General features: G+C 51.9%; 14 protein-coding genes. 3 read left to right on the top strand and 11 right to left on the bottom strand.

What is annotated here, in order from left to right; genetic code table 11:
- Positions 1 to 27: 27 nt before the first annotated feature.
- Positions 28 to 939, bottom strand: a complete 912-nt coding sequence (locus SPM24T3_RS01575) for a LysR family transcriptional regulator (protein WP_009634928.1) — start codon at positions 937 to 939, stop codon at positions 28 to 30.
- Between the two features lie 125 nt (positions 940 to 1,064).
- Here SPM24T3_RS01575 and SPM24T3_RS01570 point away from each other — a divergent pair, with 125 nt between their 5' ends.
- Both SPM24T3_RS01570 and SPM24T3_RS01565 read left to right on the top strand, forming a co-directional pair.
- On the top strand, positions 1,065 to 1,508 hold the full coding sequence (locus SPM24T3_RS01570; RefSeq protein WP_009634927.1) for a CidA/LrgA family protein: 444 nt from the start codon (positions 1,065 to 1,067) through the stop codon (positions 1,506 to 1,508).
- Entirely contained in the window at positions 1,501 to 2,190 is a 690-nt protein-coding gene (locus SPM24T3_RS01565) for an LrgB family protein (RefSeq protein WP_009634926.1), read from the top strand. The genes SPM24T3_RS01570 and SPM24T3_RS01565 overlap by 8 nt, the downstream gene beginning before the upstream one ends.
- A 92-nt stretch (positions 2,191 to 2,282) precedes the next feature.
- Here the strand turns inward: SPM24T3_RS01565 and SPM24T3_RS01560 are convergent, their stop codons facing one another.
- The 5 genes from SPM24T3_RS01560 to lpxP all read right to left on the bottom strand — a co-directional run bounded on the left by SPM24T3_RS01560 (position 2,283) and on the right by lpxP (position 7,861).
- Positions 2,283 to 3,044 (bottom strand): amino acid ABC transporter ATP-binding protein, encoded by a 762-nt coding sequence (locus tag SPM24T3_RS01560; RefSeq protein WP_009634925.1) that lies wholly within the window; start codon positions 3,042 to 3,044, stop codon positions 2,283 to 2,285.
- An 8-nt stretch (positions 3,045 to 3,052) separates the two neighbouring features.
- The gene (locus tag SPM24T3_RS01555) at positions 3,053 to 4,162 is read right to left on the bottom strand and encodes an amino acid ABC transporter permease (RefSeq protein WP_037377299.1); all 1,110 of its coding nucleotides are present in this window, start codon (positions 4,160 to 4,162) and stop codon (positions 3,053 to 3,055) included.
- 9 nt (positions 4,163 to 4,171) lie between these two features.
- On the bottom strand, positions 4,172 to 5,350 hold the full coding sequence (locus SPM24T3_RS01550) for an amino acid ABC transporter permease (protein WP_009634923.1): 1,179 nt from the start codon (positions 5,348 to 5,350) through the stop codon (positions 4,172 to 4,174).
- Between the two features lie 92 nt (positions 5,351 to 5,442).
- Entirely contained in the window at positions 5,443 to 6,468 is a 1,026-nt protein-coding gene (locus tag SPM24T3_RS01545; protein ID WP_009634922.1) for an amino acid ABC transporter substrate-binding protein, read from the bottom strand.
- A 469-nt stretch (positions 6,469 to 6,937) separates the two neighbouring features.
- Positions 6,938 to 7,861 (bottom strand): kdo(2)-lipid IV(A) palmitoleoyltransferase, encoded by a 924-nt coding sequence (gene lpxP / locus SPM24T3_RS01540; protein WP_009634921.1) that lies wholly within the window; start codon positions 7,859 to 7,861, stop codon positions 6,938 to 6,940.
- A gap of 510 nt (positions 7,862 to 8,371) precedes the next feature.
- Here lpxP and SPM24T3_RS01535 point away from each other — a divergent pair.
- Entirely contained in the window at positions 8,372 to 8,572 is a 201-nt protein-coding gene (locus SPM24T3_RS01535; RefSeq protein WP_009634920.1) for a hypothetical protein, read from the top strand.
- A 142-nt stretch (positions 8,573 to 8,714) separates the two neighbouring features.
- Here the strand turns inward: SPM24T3_RS01535 and fis are convergent, their stop codons facing one another.
- The 5 genes from fis to SPM24T3_RS01510 all read right to left on the bottom strand — a co-directional run bounded on the left by fis (position 8,715) and on the right by SPM24T3_RS01510 (position 12,994).
- Positions 8,715 to 9,011 carry a DNA-binding transcriptional regulator Fis gene (gene fis / locus SPM24T3_RS01530; RefSeq protein WP_004097144.1) on the bottom strand — a complete coding sequence of 99 codons (297 nt, stop codon included), beginning with the start codon at positions 9,009 to 9,011 and terminating at the stop codon, positions 8,715 to 8,717.
- A 21-nt stretch (positions 9,012 to 9,032) separates the two neighbouring features.
- Entirely contained in the window at positions 9,033 to 9,998 is a 966-nt protein-coding gene (gene dusB / locus SPM24T3_RS01525) for a tRNA dihydrouridine synthase DusB (protein WP_009634919.1), read from the bottom strand.
- Between the two features lie 426 nt (positions 9,999 to 10,424).
- Positions 10,425 to 11,309 (bottom strand): 50S ribosomal protein L11 methyltransferase, encoded by an 885-nt coding sequence (gene prmA / locus SPM24T3_RS01520; RefSeq protein WP_009634918.1) that lies wholly within the window; start codon positions 11,307 to 11,309, stop codon positions 10,425 to 10,427.
- On the bottom strand, positions 11,284 to 12,756 hold the full coding sequence (gene panF / locus SPM24T3_RS01515; RefSeq protein WP_009634917.1) for a sodium/pantothenate symporter: 1,473 nt from the start codon (positions 12,754 to 12,756) through the stop codon (positions 11,284 to 11,286). The genes prmA and panF overlap by 26 nt, the downstream gene beginning before the upstream one ends.
- Positions 12,746 to 12,994 (bottom strand): YhdT family protein, encoded by a 249-nt coding sequence (locus tag SPM24T3_RS01510; RefSeq protein WP_009634916.1) that lies wholly within the window; start codon positions 12,992 to 12,994, stop codon positions 12,746 to 12,748. Before SPM24T3_RS01510 ends, panF begins: the two co-directional genes overlap by 11 nt.
- Positions 12,995 to 13,067: the final 73 nt, after the last annotated feature.

The following is a 13,067-nucleotide window of genomic DNA, read 5'->3' as shown; positions in this document are numbered from 1 at the left end:
GTTGATTCCTGCGGGCATTTTTTATGCTTAACCGTTGCGGCTGGTTGGCGGCAAAATACTCTCGGGCCAGAATTCACGACTGCGTGCGATCCATGCCTGCGCGCTTTGAGACAGATAACTGCCCTGACGCCAAATCAGGCCCAACTGCCACAACAAGGTCGGCGCCAGCGGCAAGCAAAGCAGCTTCGCGTCATCCAGACGCTGGCAAATCGGCTCGGGCAGAATAGCAATCCCCATTCCCGCTTCGACCATCGCCGCAAGGAAATCCCACTGACCGCTGCGTGCGGCAATCTTTGGCGTGAATCCGTGGGCGCTAAAGGCATCCAGTAACTGGCGATAAAGCGCAAAGTCTTCGTTATAGATGAGGATACTTTCTTCGGCTAATTCGGCAATGGCAACCGCGCTGCGATCAAGCCAGCAAGAGGTCCGAGGAACTACCACGTAAAGCGGGTGGCTGAATAAAAGTTGAGAGGTGATGGGTAAACCGGGCTCGATCGGCAGGGCGGTGAGTGCCAAATCCAGCTCACCGTTCAATACCGCCTGCTGTACCGTCAGTCCGCCAAACTCTGAAATAATCAGTTCAATACCCGGATAGCGCTGACGAAATTCGCCAATCAGCGGTGCCATCTGCGTGCCGACCATCGGTGGAACGCCAAGGCGTAGCAATCCACGCTTTACGTCGTTGATGTCTTCCAGTTCAGCTTCTAGTTGGCGAAACTCTTCCAGAATGTTCAATCCACGCTGGTACAGCGCCTGTCCACTGTCGGTTAACCGCAGTCGCCGCCCTTCGCGGATCAGTAACGTGCATTCAAGCTCCTCCTCAAGATTACGCAACATTTTGCTAATTGTCGGCTGAGTCACAAACAGTTTTTCTGCCGCACGAGTAAAACTCTGCTGGCGTACGACTTCAACAAAATAGCGCAGGGTGCGAACGTCCATAAAGCTCCAGGTAACAAAACATTCCAATTTGGAATCATTTGGATAATTTTAATTCATTTCTTAACCTATTTCTCCAGGCCGTATACTGCAAGCTCTTAATTCTTCGTCCTTTGAGGTCATCCCCGATGATGTTGGCGTTGCGCATGAAAGCGCCGTCGTTGCTCACTCGCTTTCAGGTCCCGATTCAGGTCGTGCTTTATGCGCTACTTTTTATGCTGGCCGATCGTCTGGTGATTTTGCTGCACCTGCCACTGCCGGCCAATATTGTCGGTATGTTGATGCTTTTGCTGCTTATTGCATTCCGAATACTGCCTGTTGGCTGGGTTAAAGCCGGGTCAACCTGGCTGTTGGCCGAGATGCTGCTGTTTTTTGTGCCCGCCGTGGTGGCAGTGGTTAATTACGCCCAATTGCTGATGGTCGAAGGCTGGAAAATTTTTCTGGTGATTGGCATCAGTACGCTGTTAACCCTTGCAGCAACCTCGTTAGTGGTGGACCGGGTTTACCAGTTCGAGCTCAGAATGGCAGAAAAGAAAAATGCCGCCGCGATGGAAAAGGCTGAGCATGACTGATCTGATATTAAGTGTTCTGTGCTTCGCTGTGACGCTGGGGCTGTATTACGCCAATAAACGACTTTACCGCTGGCGAAGAACACTGCTTTTTATGCCGTTGGTGTTTACCCCGATTGTGCTGGTCGTGCTGCTGGTGGTGACTCGGGTTTCCTATCAGGATTATATCGGTGAGACCCATTGGCTGCTGTGGCTGCTTGGGCCATCGACTATTGCCTTTGCGGTACCGGTCTATGAAAACATGGCGATTATTCGCCGTCATTGGATTTCATTATCAGCAGGTGTGTTGACGGCCGTTACCGTGGCGGTATTTAGCTCGGTGTGGCTGGCGCGTATGTTGACTCTGCCGGAAGAGATTCAGCGCAGTCTGGCCGTGCGATCCATTACTACGCCATTTGCATTGGCTGCGGCTAAACAAGAGGGCGGTCAGCCTGATTTAGTCGCGCTATTTGTCGTTATAACTGGCGTATTTGGCATGGCGGTTGGCGATCTGTTGTTCCTGCGTCTGGCAGTGCGTAGCGCGCTGGCGAAAGGGGCTGGTTTAGGGGCCGCGTCTCACGGAGCGGGCACGGCAAAAGCCTATCTATTGGGTCCACAGGAAGGCGTCGTCTCTAGCCTGGTAATGATGCTGGCGGGTGTGTTGACTGTAGTAATAGCACCGCTGATTGGGCGATATATGTGGTAACTCCAGCGCTGGCATATCTTGTTACGCCGGCGAACATCATAATATTGGTAAAACCGGCAGCACCTGCCACCGGTTTTGTCATGTGCTAAAAATCAGTGAATAATCTGCGCCAGGAATTCACGAGTTCTTGCCGATTTTGGATTGGCAAAGAACTCTTCCGGCGGTGCCTGCTCGACAATTTCTCCACGGTCCATAAAGATAACCCGGTCTGCCACCGTGCGCGCAAAGCCCATCTCGTGGGTCACACACAGCATGGTCATACCTTCGTCTGCCAGACCAATCATGGTATCCAGCACTTCCTTCACCATCTCCGGGTCCAGCGCCGAGGTGGGTTCATCAAACAGCATTATTTTCGGCTTCATACACAGAGAACGGGCGATCGCCACGCGCTGCTGCTGTCCGCCTGAAAGCTGGCCGGGAAACTTGTGCGCATGCTCGGCGATACGCACGCGGTGAAGGTATTTCATGGCCAGTTCTTCCGCTTCTTTCTTCGGCATTTTGCGCACCCAGCAAGGCGCCAGAGTACAGTTCTGCAATACCGTCAGGTGCGGGAACAGGTTGAAGTGCTGAAACACCATGCCGACTTCGGTTCTGATGCGCTCAATGTTGCGCAAATCATCATTTAGCTCTGTACCGTCTACCACGATGCGACCCTGCTGATGTTCTTCAAGATGATTAATGCAGCGAATAGTCGTCGATTTACCGGAACCCGAAGGCCCGCACAGGACGATACGCTCGCCCGAAGTGACGTTTAGGTTGATGCCTTTTAATACGTGGAACTGCCCGTACCACTTATTAACGTCTTCCAGCGTGATCATCATTTTTTTAGTTTCAATGACGTTATGTTCGGTCATGGTGTACCTCAGTGTGCGGAGTGCCCGGTGTGAAAGCGTCTTTCCAAATGTTGGCTATAACGCGACATGCTAAAACAGAAAATCCAGTAAACGGCAGCGGCAAAGACGTAGCCTTCGGTCGACATTCCCAGCCATTCAGGGGCGACGGTCGCCTGCTGAACGCTGCTGAAAAAGTCCATCAGACCAATGATGATTACCAGACTGGTATCTTTGAACAACGCGATAATGGTGTTGACCAAACCGGGTATTACCATCTTCAAAGCCTGCGGCAAGATAACCAGCATCTGGGTTCTCCAGTAGCCCAAAGCCAATGACTGTGCGGCCTCGGTCTGACCTTTTGGCAGTGCCTGCAGGCCGCCGCGCACCACTTCGGCAACATACGCCGACTGGAACAGCACCACGCCAACCAGCGCACGCACCAGCTTGTCGATGCTGGTGCCTTCACTCATAAACAGCGGTAGCATCACCGACGACATAAACAGCACAGTGATCAGCGGCACGCCGCGCCAGAACTCGATAAAGATCACCGACAGGATGCGCACAATCGGCAGACTCGAGCGGCGCGCCAGGGCTAGCAGGATCCCCAGCGGAAGTGCTCCGGCAATGCCCACGGCGGCGATCACCAGCGTCAGGGTGAGTCCGCCCCATTGATAGGTCTCAACGCGGCTGAGGCCGAAATAACCGCCATACAGCATGAACCAGGTAAACACCGGGAAGGCCACTGCCCAGCAGGCAATATACAAACCCCGGCGCGGCATGGCCGAAAGGAACATCGGCACCAGCGACAGCAGCCCAAAGATTAACGTGGTATTAATGCGCCAGCGTTGATCGGGCGGGTAAAGTCCATACATAAACTGGCCGAAACGGGCGTGGATAAACACCCAGCAGGCACCGTCTTTGGTACAGTCTGCACGGGTGCTGCCGACCCAGTTGGCCTTAAAAATCACCCAGTTCAACAGCGGCGGGACCAGCTCCCACAGCAGCCAAAAGAACAACAGGGTCAGCAAGCTGTTAAACCAGCTGGAAAACAGGTTCTTACGTGCCCAGAGCACGGCGTTGCCTATTGGAGTACCGGGCTTGGTACCTCTGACGGAGTGAGGGACAGTTGTCATCGTCATTCGTTTCCCTTAACGCTCAACCAGCGCGATGCGGCGGTTATAAATGTTCATCAAGAACGAAATCACCAGACTGATAATCAGGTAAACCGACATCGTGATGGCGATAGTTTCGATTGCCTGACCGGTCTGATTCAGCACCGTACCGGCAAACAGCGACACCATGTCTGGATAACCGATGGCCGCAGCCAGCGAGGAGTTTTTGACAATATTGAGATATTGGCTGGTCAACGGTGGGATGATCACTCGCATCGCCTGCGGCAAGATAACCTGTCGCAGGGTGACCGGATTTGGCAGTCCCAGCGAGCGAGCCGCTTCGTGTTGTCCATAAGAAACAGACTGAATACCAGAACGGATCACTTCGGCGATAAACGTCGAGGTATACACCGACAGCGCCAGCGTTAACGCGCCGAGTTCGGGGATAAGCACCACGCCGCCGCCAAAGTTAAAACCTTTAAGTTTTGGAATATCCCAGTGCAGTGCGGGTCCGAAAATCAGATGAGAGATGGCCGGAAACAGCACCAGCATTAGCACGCACCACGGCCAGATACGCCATACCAGCCCGGTGTGAACCTGGCGGAAATGGTTATAGCGTTTCAGGAACAGGATCCCGCCAACGGCCAGCACTAACGCAATAACGGCTGCCCAAAAACCTGTCGCCATCTCCGGTGAAGGCATGTACAGGCCACGATTGCTGGCAAAAATGGTATTGAACGCATTCAGGCTCTGGCGCGGTCCCGGTAAATTGCGCAACACGGCGAAATACCAGAAGAAGATTTGCAGCAGAGGCGGAATGTTGCGGAATGTCTCAATGTAGACGGTACACAGTTTGCGGATAAGCCAGTTGTCGGAGAGTCTTCCCAACCCCACGATAAAGCCGAGAATGGACGCAAAAACTATACACAGCGCCGACACCAGTAAGGTATTCAGCAGGCCGATAAAAAAGACGCGCCCGTAGGTATCGCCTTCGTCATAACTTATCAGGTGTTGGACGATGCCAAAACCGGCACCGCGGCTCAAGAATTCAAATCCCGAGGTGATCCCTCGCGTCGTTAGATTGGTAATCGTGTTGTGTAACAGGTAGCCAAAAAAGGCCACCAGCAACACCACCGCGAGAATTTGGTACAACCAGGCGCGAACTGCAGGATTACGCAGTGTAAACGCGACTTTTTCGGATGGGCGTTGCGACATAAGAGCCAGCCTCAGTATGCGGTAATTCGAGTGTTACAAGGTCTTGGTGGAAGCGGCATGCCAAGAGCTGGCATGCCAACATCCGGCAGGAATTAACGAACCGGTGGTGCGTACTGGATACCGCCTTTGTTCCACAGCGCATTCTGGCCACGAGCAATTTTCAGCGGGCTGCCCATACCGACGTTGCGGTCGAAGCTTTCACCATAGTTACCCACCTGTTTAACGATTTTCACCACGAAATCGTTAGGCAGTTTCAGGTCTGCGCCGTAAGTACCGGTTTTACCCAGCAGGTTGCCCATGTCTGGCGTAGTTGGATTGGCTGCCATCGCTTCAACATTTTGCGAGGTTACGCCCATCTCTTCGGCATTCAGCATGGCAAACAGTGACCAGCGCACGATTTCCAGCCAGTCTTCGTCACCGCGACGCACCACAGGGCCGAGAGGTTCTTTGGAAATGACTTCTGGCAGTACGATGTAGTCATCGGGTTTGCCCAGAGACTGGCGCAATGCATACAGTTGAGACTGATCAGAAGACAGCGTATCGCAACGGCCAGATTCCAGCGCTTTGGCGCTGTCGCTCGAACGGTCGAAGGTGACCGGGGTGAAGGTCATTTTGTTGGCTTTGAAGTAGTCGGCTACGTTCAACTCAGTGTCAGTACCGGCCTGCAGGCAGACCGTTGCGCCGTCCAGCTCTTTCGCGCTCTTTAGGTCGGCTTTCTTGTGCGTCAGGAAGCCGATGCCGTCGTAATAGTTTACGCCAGCGAAAATCATGCCCATGCCGCCATCGCGGGATGAGGTCCAGGTAGTGTTACGGGAGAGGATGTCTACTTCACCTGACTGTAACGCGGTAAAGCGCTCTTTCGCCGTCAGTGGGGTGTATTTCACTTTGGTCGCATCGCCGAATAGCGCAGCCGCGACTGCACGGCAAACGTCAACGTCGAGACCGGTGATATTTCCCTTGTCGTCCTTGGAAGAGAAACCAGGCAAACCGTCGCTGATACCGCATTTGATAAAGCCGTTTTTCTTAATTGCGTCCAGAGTCGTTCCGGCGTGAGCCTGTCCAGCCAGGGTAACGAAACTTGCGGCGGCAATCAGCGTTGAGAGCAGTATTTTTTTCATAAATCGTCCTGTGAGGCGAGAGCGAAAATTATTATTTTATGAGTGCCGGAGCACCCTGTCTGTTTATGGGGCAAAGCCCTTTGCTCTGAATCGTACGAGCAAAACGGCTAAAGCAAAGGGAGTGCCAACATTGAAAATGCTTAGCAATCAAGTACCGTTACGTAATTGAACAGTAACATTGATATGCATCAGGAGATTTATTGACCTAATTTAGGGCGCTGTAAACATCTTTGCTGCAAAATGGTGCGCACCATTGCAAAATTTCGGGGAGTTAGATACCTAATCGATGATTTTAATAACATACGGTAATATTTTTACGATGAATGAATCATAAGTGTGACAGGGTTTATCTGATGAGAAGTAATGAGAGACATTGTGAAAAATTTGCACACAACATTGAAAGGGGGGTGGAAAAGGAAATAAAAAAACCCGACACGATGGCCGGGTTGATAGCTTGCTAGGTTTTCAATCAATAGAGCGAAGGTGCGCCTTCAGGACGAGTTTTGAAGCGGCGGTGTAGCCAAAGGTATTGCTCCGGCGCACGCATGATTTCTTTTTCGACAACGCGGTTCATATACGCCGCTGCCGCCAACTCATCATCGATTGGATAACCGGTGAGGGCAGGCTGGATAACCAGGTCATAACCCGCGCCTTTGTCTTTGCGGATCAGAACAACTGAAACGAGCGCCGGTTTTGCCAGACGGGCCAGCATAAACGTTCCACTGGTCGTTGCGGCTTGATCGACAGCAAACAGCGGAGCAAATACGCTGCCGCGCGGGCCGTAGTCCTGATCTGGGGCAAACCAGACCGCTTCACCCTTTTTAAGCGCGTGAACCATTCCGCGTAAGTCTTTGCGATCCAGCATCGCTTTGTTCGAGCGCAGACGACCCCAGGTTTGAACAAACTCCATCGCTTTGTTGTTGTGTGGTCGATACATCGCCATCATCGGCTGGCAGAGGCCCATAGCGCGGCCACCAAGTTCAAGCGACATAAAGTGAACGCCGATAACCAAAACGCCCTGATTGTCTTGCTGAGCCATTTTCAGATGGTTTAGGCCGCTGACTTCAAACCAGCGTTTGACGCGGGTATCGGACCAGAACCAGGCCATACCCGTTTCTAGCAGACCCATGCCGAGAGACTCGAAATTTTTAACTATTTTTTGCTCAATGACATCGCTGGGCATATCGGGAAAGCACAGCTCTAAATTGCGGCGCGTAATAGAAACGCGGCGTTTAAGGAAACGCATGGACGTGCGGCCGAGCCAGACGCCAAGACGATATAAAACCGGATAGGGTAGCTGAACCAGCAAAAACAGTACGCCCAGGCCAAACCAGGTCAGCCAGTAGCGGGGACGTAAAAAAGACTTTTTAAAACTTTGGGTTGGAGCGGTCATGTAATTTCAATCATCAATATGAGTGAATTTAGGTAACGCGTACGGAAAAGCTTAATCGCGATACGTGCTTGGTTTGCAAATATTCGGACTACCGAATGCAATATAAGTTGTGCAAAGAGCACAAATTCTCGAATCTTTACATTAAAAGGCGGGATCGCGGGGCTAAAAGGCTATGCGTAGGCGATTGGCGGGCGAATTCGACTCTTGTAGAACAGTATAACACGTCTTTAGCCGCCGATAGGTGAGGGAATAATGCTAATTTGAGCGAATTTTGCGCGATGATTATGTCTGTTTGTAAATAGAAACGAGGGCTGAAAGGCTAACGATTAATCATTAAAAATAGCGTTGCTGTAAAAGATCTTTCTATCTGGTAATGAAATTATCTTCTAAAGGTAAATAAACCGTAAGGTCTGATTTTTTAGGATATTTCAGGGTATGAGTTCTTCACGCTGTCGTTGATATTCCTCGCTGTAGATGTTGCAACAACAAAATAACTCAAAGGATAACCCCATGAAGAAGACAACTTTAGCCATGATTTTTACTGTGCTGGCCAGCAATGCCGTGTTAGCTACCGCTCATGCCGAAGGCCCTGAAGGTCATCGTCCACCGCCACCGCGCCATATTGTTCATCACCCGGTGCATCGTGTGATCCACCACCCGGCGCCGCGTCACCAAATGCCAGTACGTCACGAACCTGTTCGTCACGATTAGTTTTTTATATTCCTGTAAATAAATCATTACCGGGGCATCGTTATTATACGTTGCCCCTTTCTTTTTTATGCTCAAACAAAAACAAAAAGGCGCCCTATCTTTCGATAAAGGCGCCTTTTTTCAAACACTTAACTGATTAGTATCAGTTCATGCCGTATTTTTTCAGTTTCTTACGCAGAGTACCGCGGTTGATACCCATCATCAGGGCTGCACGAGTCTGGTTGCCACGGGTGTACTGCATCACCATGTCCAGCAGTGGCTGTTCAACTTCAGCCAATACCAGCTCATACAGGTCATTGACGTCTTGACCGTTCAGTTGAGCAAAATAGCCCTTAAGTGCTTGTTTTACCGAGTCACGCAGGGGTTTTTGGGTTACCTGATCCTGAGAATTAACGGTAGAAACGGTCAGTACATCAGAATTCACGCGTTGTTCGAACATAGTTCTGTCAGCTCTTTTTTGTTACGCAAGATTTTCGAAATATGCTTCCAACGCCTCCAGCTGTTCGCTGGCATCCTCTATGGCGTTGAAGGAGCGCCGAAACTGGTCATTCGGGGCATGTTCCTGTAAATACCAGGAGACGTGCTTACGGGCGATACGGAATCCTTTGCCTTGACCATAAAAGTCGTGCAGTTCCCGTACGTGCCCTATCATCAAGCGCTGTACTTCCCCAAGTGGTGGCGGCGGTAACAGCTCCCCTGTGTCCAGATAATGCTGGATTTCCCGGAAGATCCAGGGTCTCCCCTGAGCGGCACGTCCTATCATCAGAGCATCAGCTCCAGTGTAGTCGAGCACCGCTCTGGCTTTATGCGGGTCAGTTATGTCGCCATTCGCGATAATCGGAATGGAAACACTCTGCTTAACTGTCCGAATACTGTTGTACTCTGCTTCTCCATTGAAGAGGCAGGCACGGGTTCGGCCATGAATCGTCAAGGCCTGAATACCACAGTCTTCAGCCAATTGGGCAATCTTTACACAATTCCGGTTTTCCGGATCCCAACCAGTACGAATTTTCAACGTGACCGGCACATCAACCGCGTTAACCACTGACCGGAGGATCTGTTCGACCAGATCCGGGTACTGTAGCAACGCAGAGCCTGCCAGTTTGCGGTTCACTTTCTTGGCTGGGCAACCCATATTGATGTCAATGATCTGAGCACCGGCCTCCACGTTAATACGGGCGGCGGCGGCCATATCTTCAGGGTCACAACCGGCAATCTGCACGGCGCGTATCCCTGACTCATCACTATGTACCATACGCAAACGCGACTTATCCGTACGCCAGACCTCTGGATTAGAGGACAGCATTTCGGATACTGCCATTCCAGCACCCATTGAATGACATAAGGCACGAAACGGTCGGTCTGTAATACCGGCCATTGGGGCGGCAATCAGGCAATTTGTAAGCTGGTGGTGTCCAATGCGCATACTAGGAAAGACCATACTGAAGTCCGCAAGGGCGCGTATATTACGCATTTTTCGCGGGATATGAAAGGCCAAACTTTAACCAATTAGCCGTGAAAAAGCACCTTTGCATCAATATTATGATGTTAATAATTATTTTTTATAGGAAAAACAATAATTTATGAGCTAATGCTCAAATTGTGCGCTTCAATAATTTACTTACTTATCGCTGATTAAAGGCAATATAACAGCGGATTCTAAGGGGAATATTGCGCTTTTAAGTAGCAATAACCGGGTCAATTCCGTGATACGTACCGCATTTTTGTTAAAAAACAACCAATGTCTGGTCAAAATTGTTAACGGTCAGAGATGCATAATTGGTTAAAGAGGGTATGAAGATAGCGATGTAACAGCAAGGGGGACCGGCTCCCCTTGCTGCCAGGCAGAAAATCAGGCTTTTTTAACGCCGGTAATACGGCACCATTCTTCTTTCTCGGCCACCGGGTCCAGAGTGAATGTATCCTGGTAGGCTTCAGCCACGCCCGCTGCCTGACTCGCCAGAACGCCGGAAAGGCCAAGATGACCTCCGGTTACCGGAAGCACGCTGATTAGCGGTGCCAGCTCGCGCAGAGGGCCAGCAAGGATGTTGGCCACCACCACATCGGCGGAAAGATTGTCGGGCTGGTCCTGAGGCAGATACAGTGACAAACGCTCTGAGACACCGTTACGTTGCGCGTTGTCGCGACTTGCCTGAATAGCCTGCGGATCGATATCGATACCGATAGCCTGAGCAGCGCCGAGCTTCAGTGCGGCAATTGCCAAAATGCCTGAACCACAGCCGAAGTCGATTACCGTTTTGCCTTCGAGGTCCAGTCCGTCGAGCCATTGCAGGCACATCGCGGTAGTCGGATGCGTGCCGGTACCAAAGGCCAGACCAGGGTCGAGCATTACGTTAACCGCGGTTGGATCCGGCACGTCGCGCCAGCTTGGGCAAATCCACAGGCGCTCGCCAAAACGCATCGGGTGGAAGTTATCCATCCACTCGCGTTCCCAATCTTTGTCTTCCAGCTGTTCGATTTTGTGCGCGAAGCCTTTACCCAGCAGCGGTTCGTTTTCCAGAATCGCTACCACCATTTCCATATCTGTTTCGGCATCATACAGGCCGATGGCATCGGTATCGCCCCACAGCAAGGTTTCGCCCGGCAGCGGTTCGAATACCGGATTGTCATGGGTATCGAGGAAAGTCACAGACACCGCGCCGCTTTCGATCAGGGCATCGCTGAGCGTTTCTGCGTCCTGAGCGTTGGTATTAATTTTCAGTTGGATCCAAGGCATAGCCATTCTCTTCTAACAATTTGTTTTGTCTGATTTCGCCCAGTCGATTGCCGATGAAAAATGCCAGCAGGCTGAGCAGCAATGACGGAACAATCGGATGTAAACCTGCGATGTGCAGGTCAATAGTGGCCAATAGGGTATAACAAACCGCGCCAGTGATCATTGAGGACAGCGCACCGACAGCGTTGGCACGCTCCCAGTAAAGCCCCAGTACCAGCGGCCAGAGGAAGACCGCTTCTAATCCACCAAAGGCCAGCAGATTAAGCCAGATAATCATCTGTGGCGGATGCCAGGCGGCAAAAACTACCAGCAGGCCAATGACTAGCGTCGCCAGGCTTGAGAAGCGTTTTAGCCGGCGCTCATTGCGCAACTGAGCCGGTCGCACGCCAAGGTAGAGGTCTTTAACGATGGTAGCCGAAGACTGTAACAGCTGCGCATTGATGGTCGACATAATGGCGGCCATTGGCGCGGCGAGGAAGATCCCTGCGGCAAAAGGTGGCAGCACGGTGATCATCAGGGTCGGGATCACTTGATCGGGGATCTTAAGGTCCGGGAGGATCGCGCGACCTAGCGCACCCGCCAGATGCATGCCAAACATCAGCACTGCAATCACCAGAGTACCGATCACGATGCCACGGTGCACCGCCTTGCTGTCGCGATAAGAAATACAGCGCACGGCAGTGTGCGGCAGGCCAATTACACCAAAGCACACCAGCACCCAGAATGAGGCCATAAACGGCAGTGACAGCACGTTATCTGCGCCCGTAACCGATACCAGTTTGGGGTCAATATGTTGCAGTTTGTCCACCGCCGCGTGCAAACCGCCTGCAGTGTGGATAACCGCCACCAGCAGCAAAACGGTGCCGAGCAGCATGACCAAACCCTGCATTGCATCGTTGAGCACGCTGGCCCGGAAGCCGCCAAACGAAGTATACAGCGCAATACTGACGCCAAAAATCAGCAGGCCGGTATCGTATGGAATGCCCGCCACTGTTTCAAGCAGGCGCGCACCGCCAACGAACTGTACGGTCATAGCCCCAAGGAAAGCCACCAGCAGGCTCAGGCTGGCGAACCATACCAGCAGGCGGCTTTTGTAGCGCGCATAGAGCATGTCGTTGAGAGTAACCGCATTATAGCGGCGGGCCAGAATCGCAAACTTTTTGCCTAGTACGCCCAGCGACAGCCACATCGCCGGCAGCTGGATCATCGCCAGCAATACCCAGCCCAGACCGTATTTATAGGCTGCACCCGGTCCGCCGATAAACGAGCTGGCGCTGATGTAGGTCGCCGTCAGCGTCATGGCGAGCACGAAACCGCCCATTGAGCGATTACCGAGGAAATATTCGGTCAGAAAATTACCCTGCTGGCGGCGAGTATAGGCAAATACCGACAGGCCAAATACCAGCAATAAATAAGCCACCAGCGGCAGCAGAACTTCAGTCCGCATGATTATCCTCCAACGGGATATCACGATAAATAACGCGCACCATCAACCAGCTAAGCAAGATAAAAATCAGCGGGATAAGCAGGCATGCCATTTCAAACCAGTGGGGAAGGCCAGTGATGCCCTGAGTATCGTTGGGCAGATAGGCGGCCAGCGACCAGGCAATCATATAGGCAATGGTCAGGCCGAAAGCCCAGCGTGCCTCTCGATTGGCCTGTAAGAAGCGTTTATCGACATGCATTCACATGCACTCCTCAGAAACGAAAAAAGGCCGGATTATCCGGCCTTGTCACCTTACACCCTTGCTGCATTGC

Origin of the sequence: Serratia sp. M24T3 (genome assembly GCF_000257645.1) — a bacterium.
GTDB lineage: Bacteria > Pseudomonadota > Gammaproteobacteria > Enterobacterales > Enterobacteriaceae > Rouxiella.
Note: the sequence above shows the minus strand (reverse complement) of the source record. Positions and strands in the feature narration are given on the sequence as shown.

What these genes read in the sequence shown, in the direction of transcription:
- panF (WP_009634917.1), bottom strand. Translation starts at nt 12,756, where the DNA reads ATGCGGACTGAAGTTCTGCTGCCGCTGGTGGCTTATTTATTGCTGGTA.
- SPM24T3_RS01565 (WP_009634926.1), top strand. Translation starts at nt 1,501, where the DNA reads ATGACTGATCTGATATTAAGTGTTCTGTGCTTCGCTGTGACGCTGGGG.
- dusB (WP_009634919.1), bottom strand. Translation starts at nt 9,998, where the DNA reads ATGCGCATTGGACACCACCAGCTTACAAATTGCCTGATTGCCGCCCCA.
- lpxP (WP_009634921.1), bottom strand. Translation starts at nt 7,861, where the DNA reads ATGACCGCTCCAACCCAAAGTTTTAAAAAGTCTTTTTTACGTCCCCGC.
- SPM24T3_RS01535 (WP_009634920.1), top strand. Translation starts at nt 8,372, where the DNA reads ATGAAGAAGACAACTTTAGCCATGATTTTTACTGTGCTGGCCAGCAAT.
- SPM24T3_RS01560 (WP_009634925.1), bottom strand. Translation starts at nt 3,044, where the DNA reads ATGACCGAACATAACGTCATTGAAACTAAAAAAATGATGATCACGCTG.
- SPM24T3_RS01570 (WP_009634927.1), top strand. Translation starts at nt 1,065, where the DNA reads ATGATGTTGGCGTTGCGCATGAAAGCGCCGTCGTTGCTCACTCGCTTT.
- SPM24T3_RS01545 (WP_009634922.1), bottom strand. Translation starts at nt 6,468, where the DNA reads ATGAAAAAAATACTGCTCTCAACGCTGATTGCCGCCGCAAGTTTCGTT.
- SPM24T3_RS01510 (WP_009634916.1), bottom strand. Translation starts at nt 12,994, where the DNA reads ATGCATGTCGATAAACGCTTCTTACAGGCCAATCGAGAGGCACGCTGG.
- prmA (WP_009634918.1), bottom strand. Translation starts at nt 11,309, where the DNA reads ATGCCTTGGATCCAACTGAAAATTAATACCAACGCTCAGGACGCAGAA.
- SPM24T3_RS01575 (WP_009634928.1), bottom strand. Translation starts at nt 939, where the DNA reads ATGGACGTTCGCACCCTGCGCTATTTTGTTGAAGTCGTACGCCAGCAG.
- SPM24T3_RS01550 (WP_009634923.1), bottom strand. Translation starts at nt 5,350, where the DNA reads ATGTCGCAACGCCCATCCGAAAAAGTCGCGTTTACACTGCGTAATCCT.
- SPM24T3_RS01555 (WP_037377299.1), bottom strand. Translation starts at nt 4,162, where the DNA reads ATGACGATGACAACTGTCCCTCACTCCGTCAGAGGTACCAAGCCCGGT.
- fis (WP_004097144.1), bottom strand. Translation starts at nt 9,011, where the DNA reads ATGTTCGAACAACGCGTGAATTCTGATGTACTGACCGTTTCTACCGTT.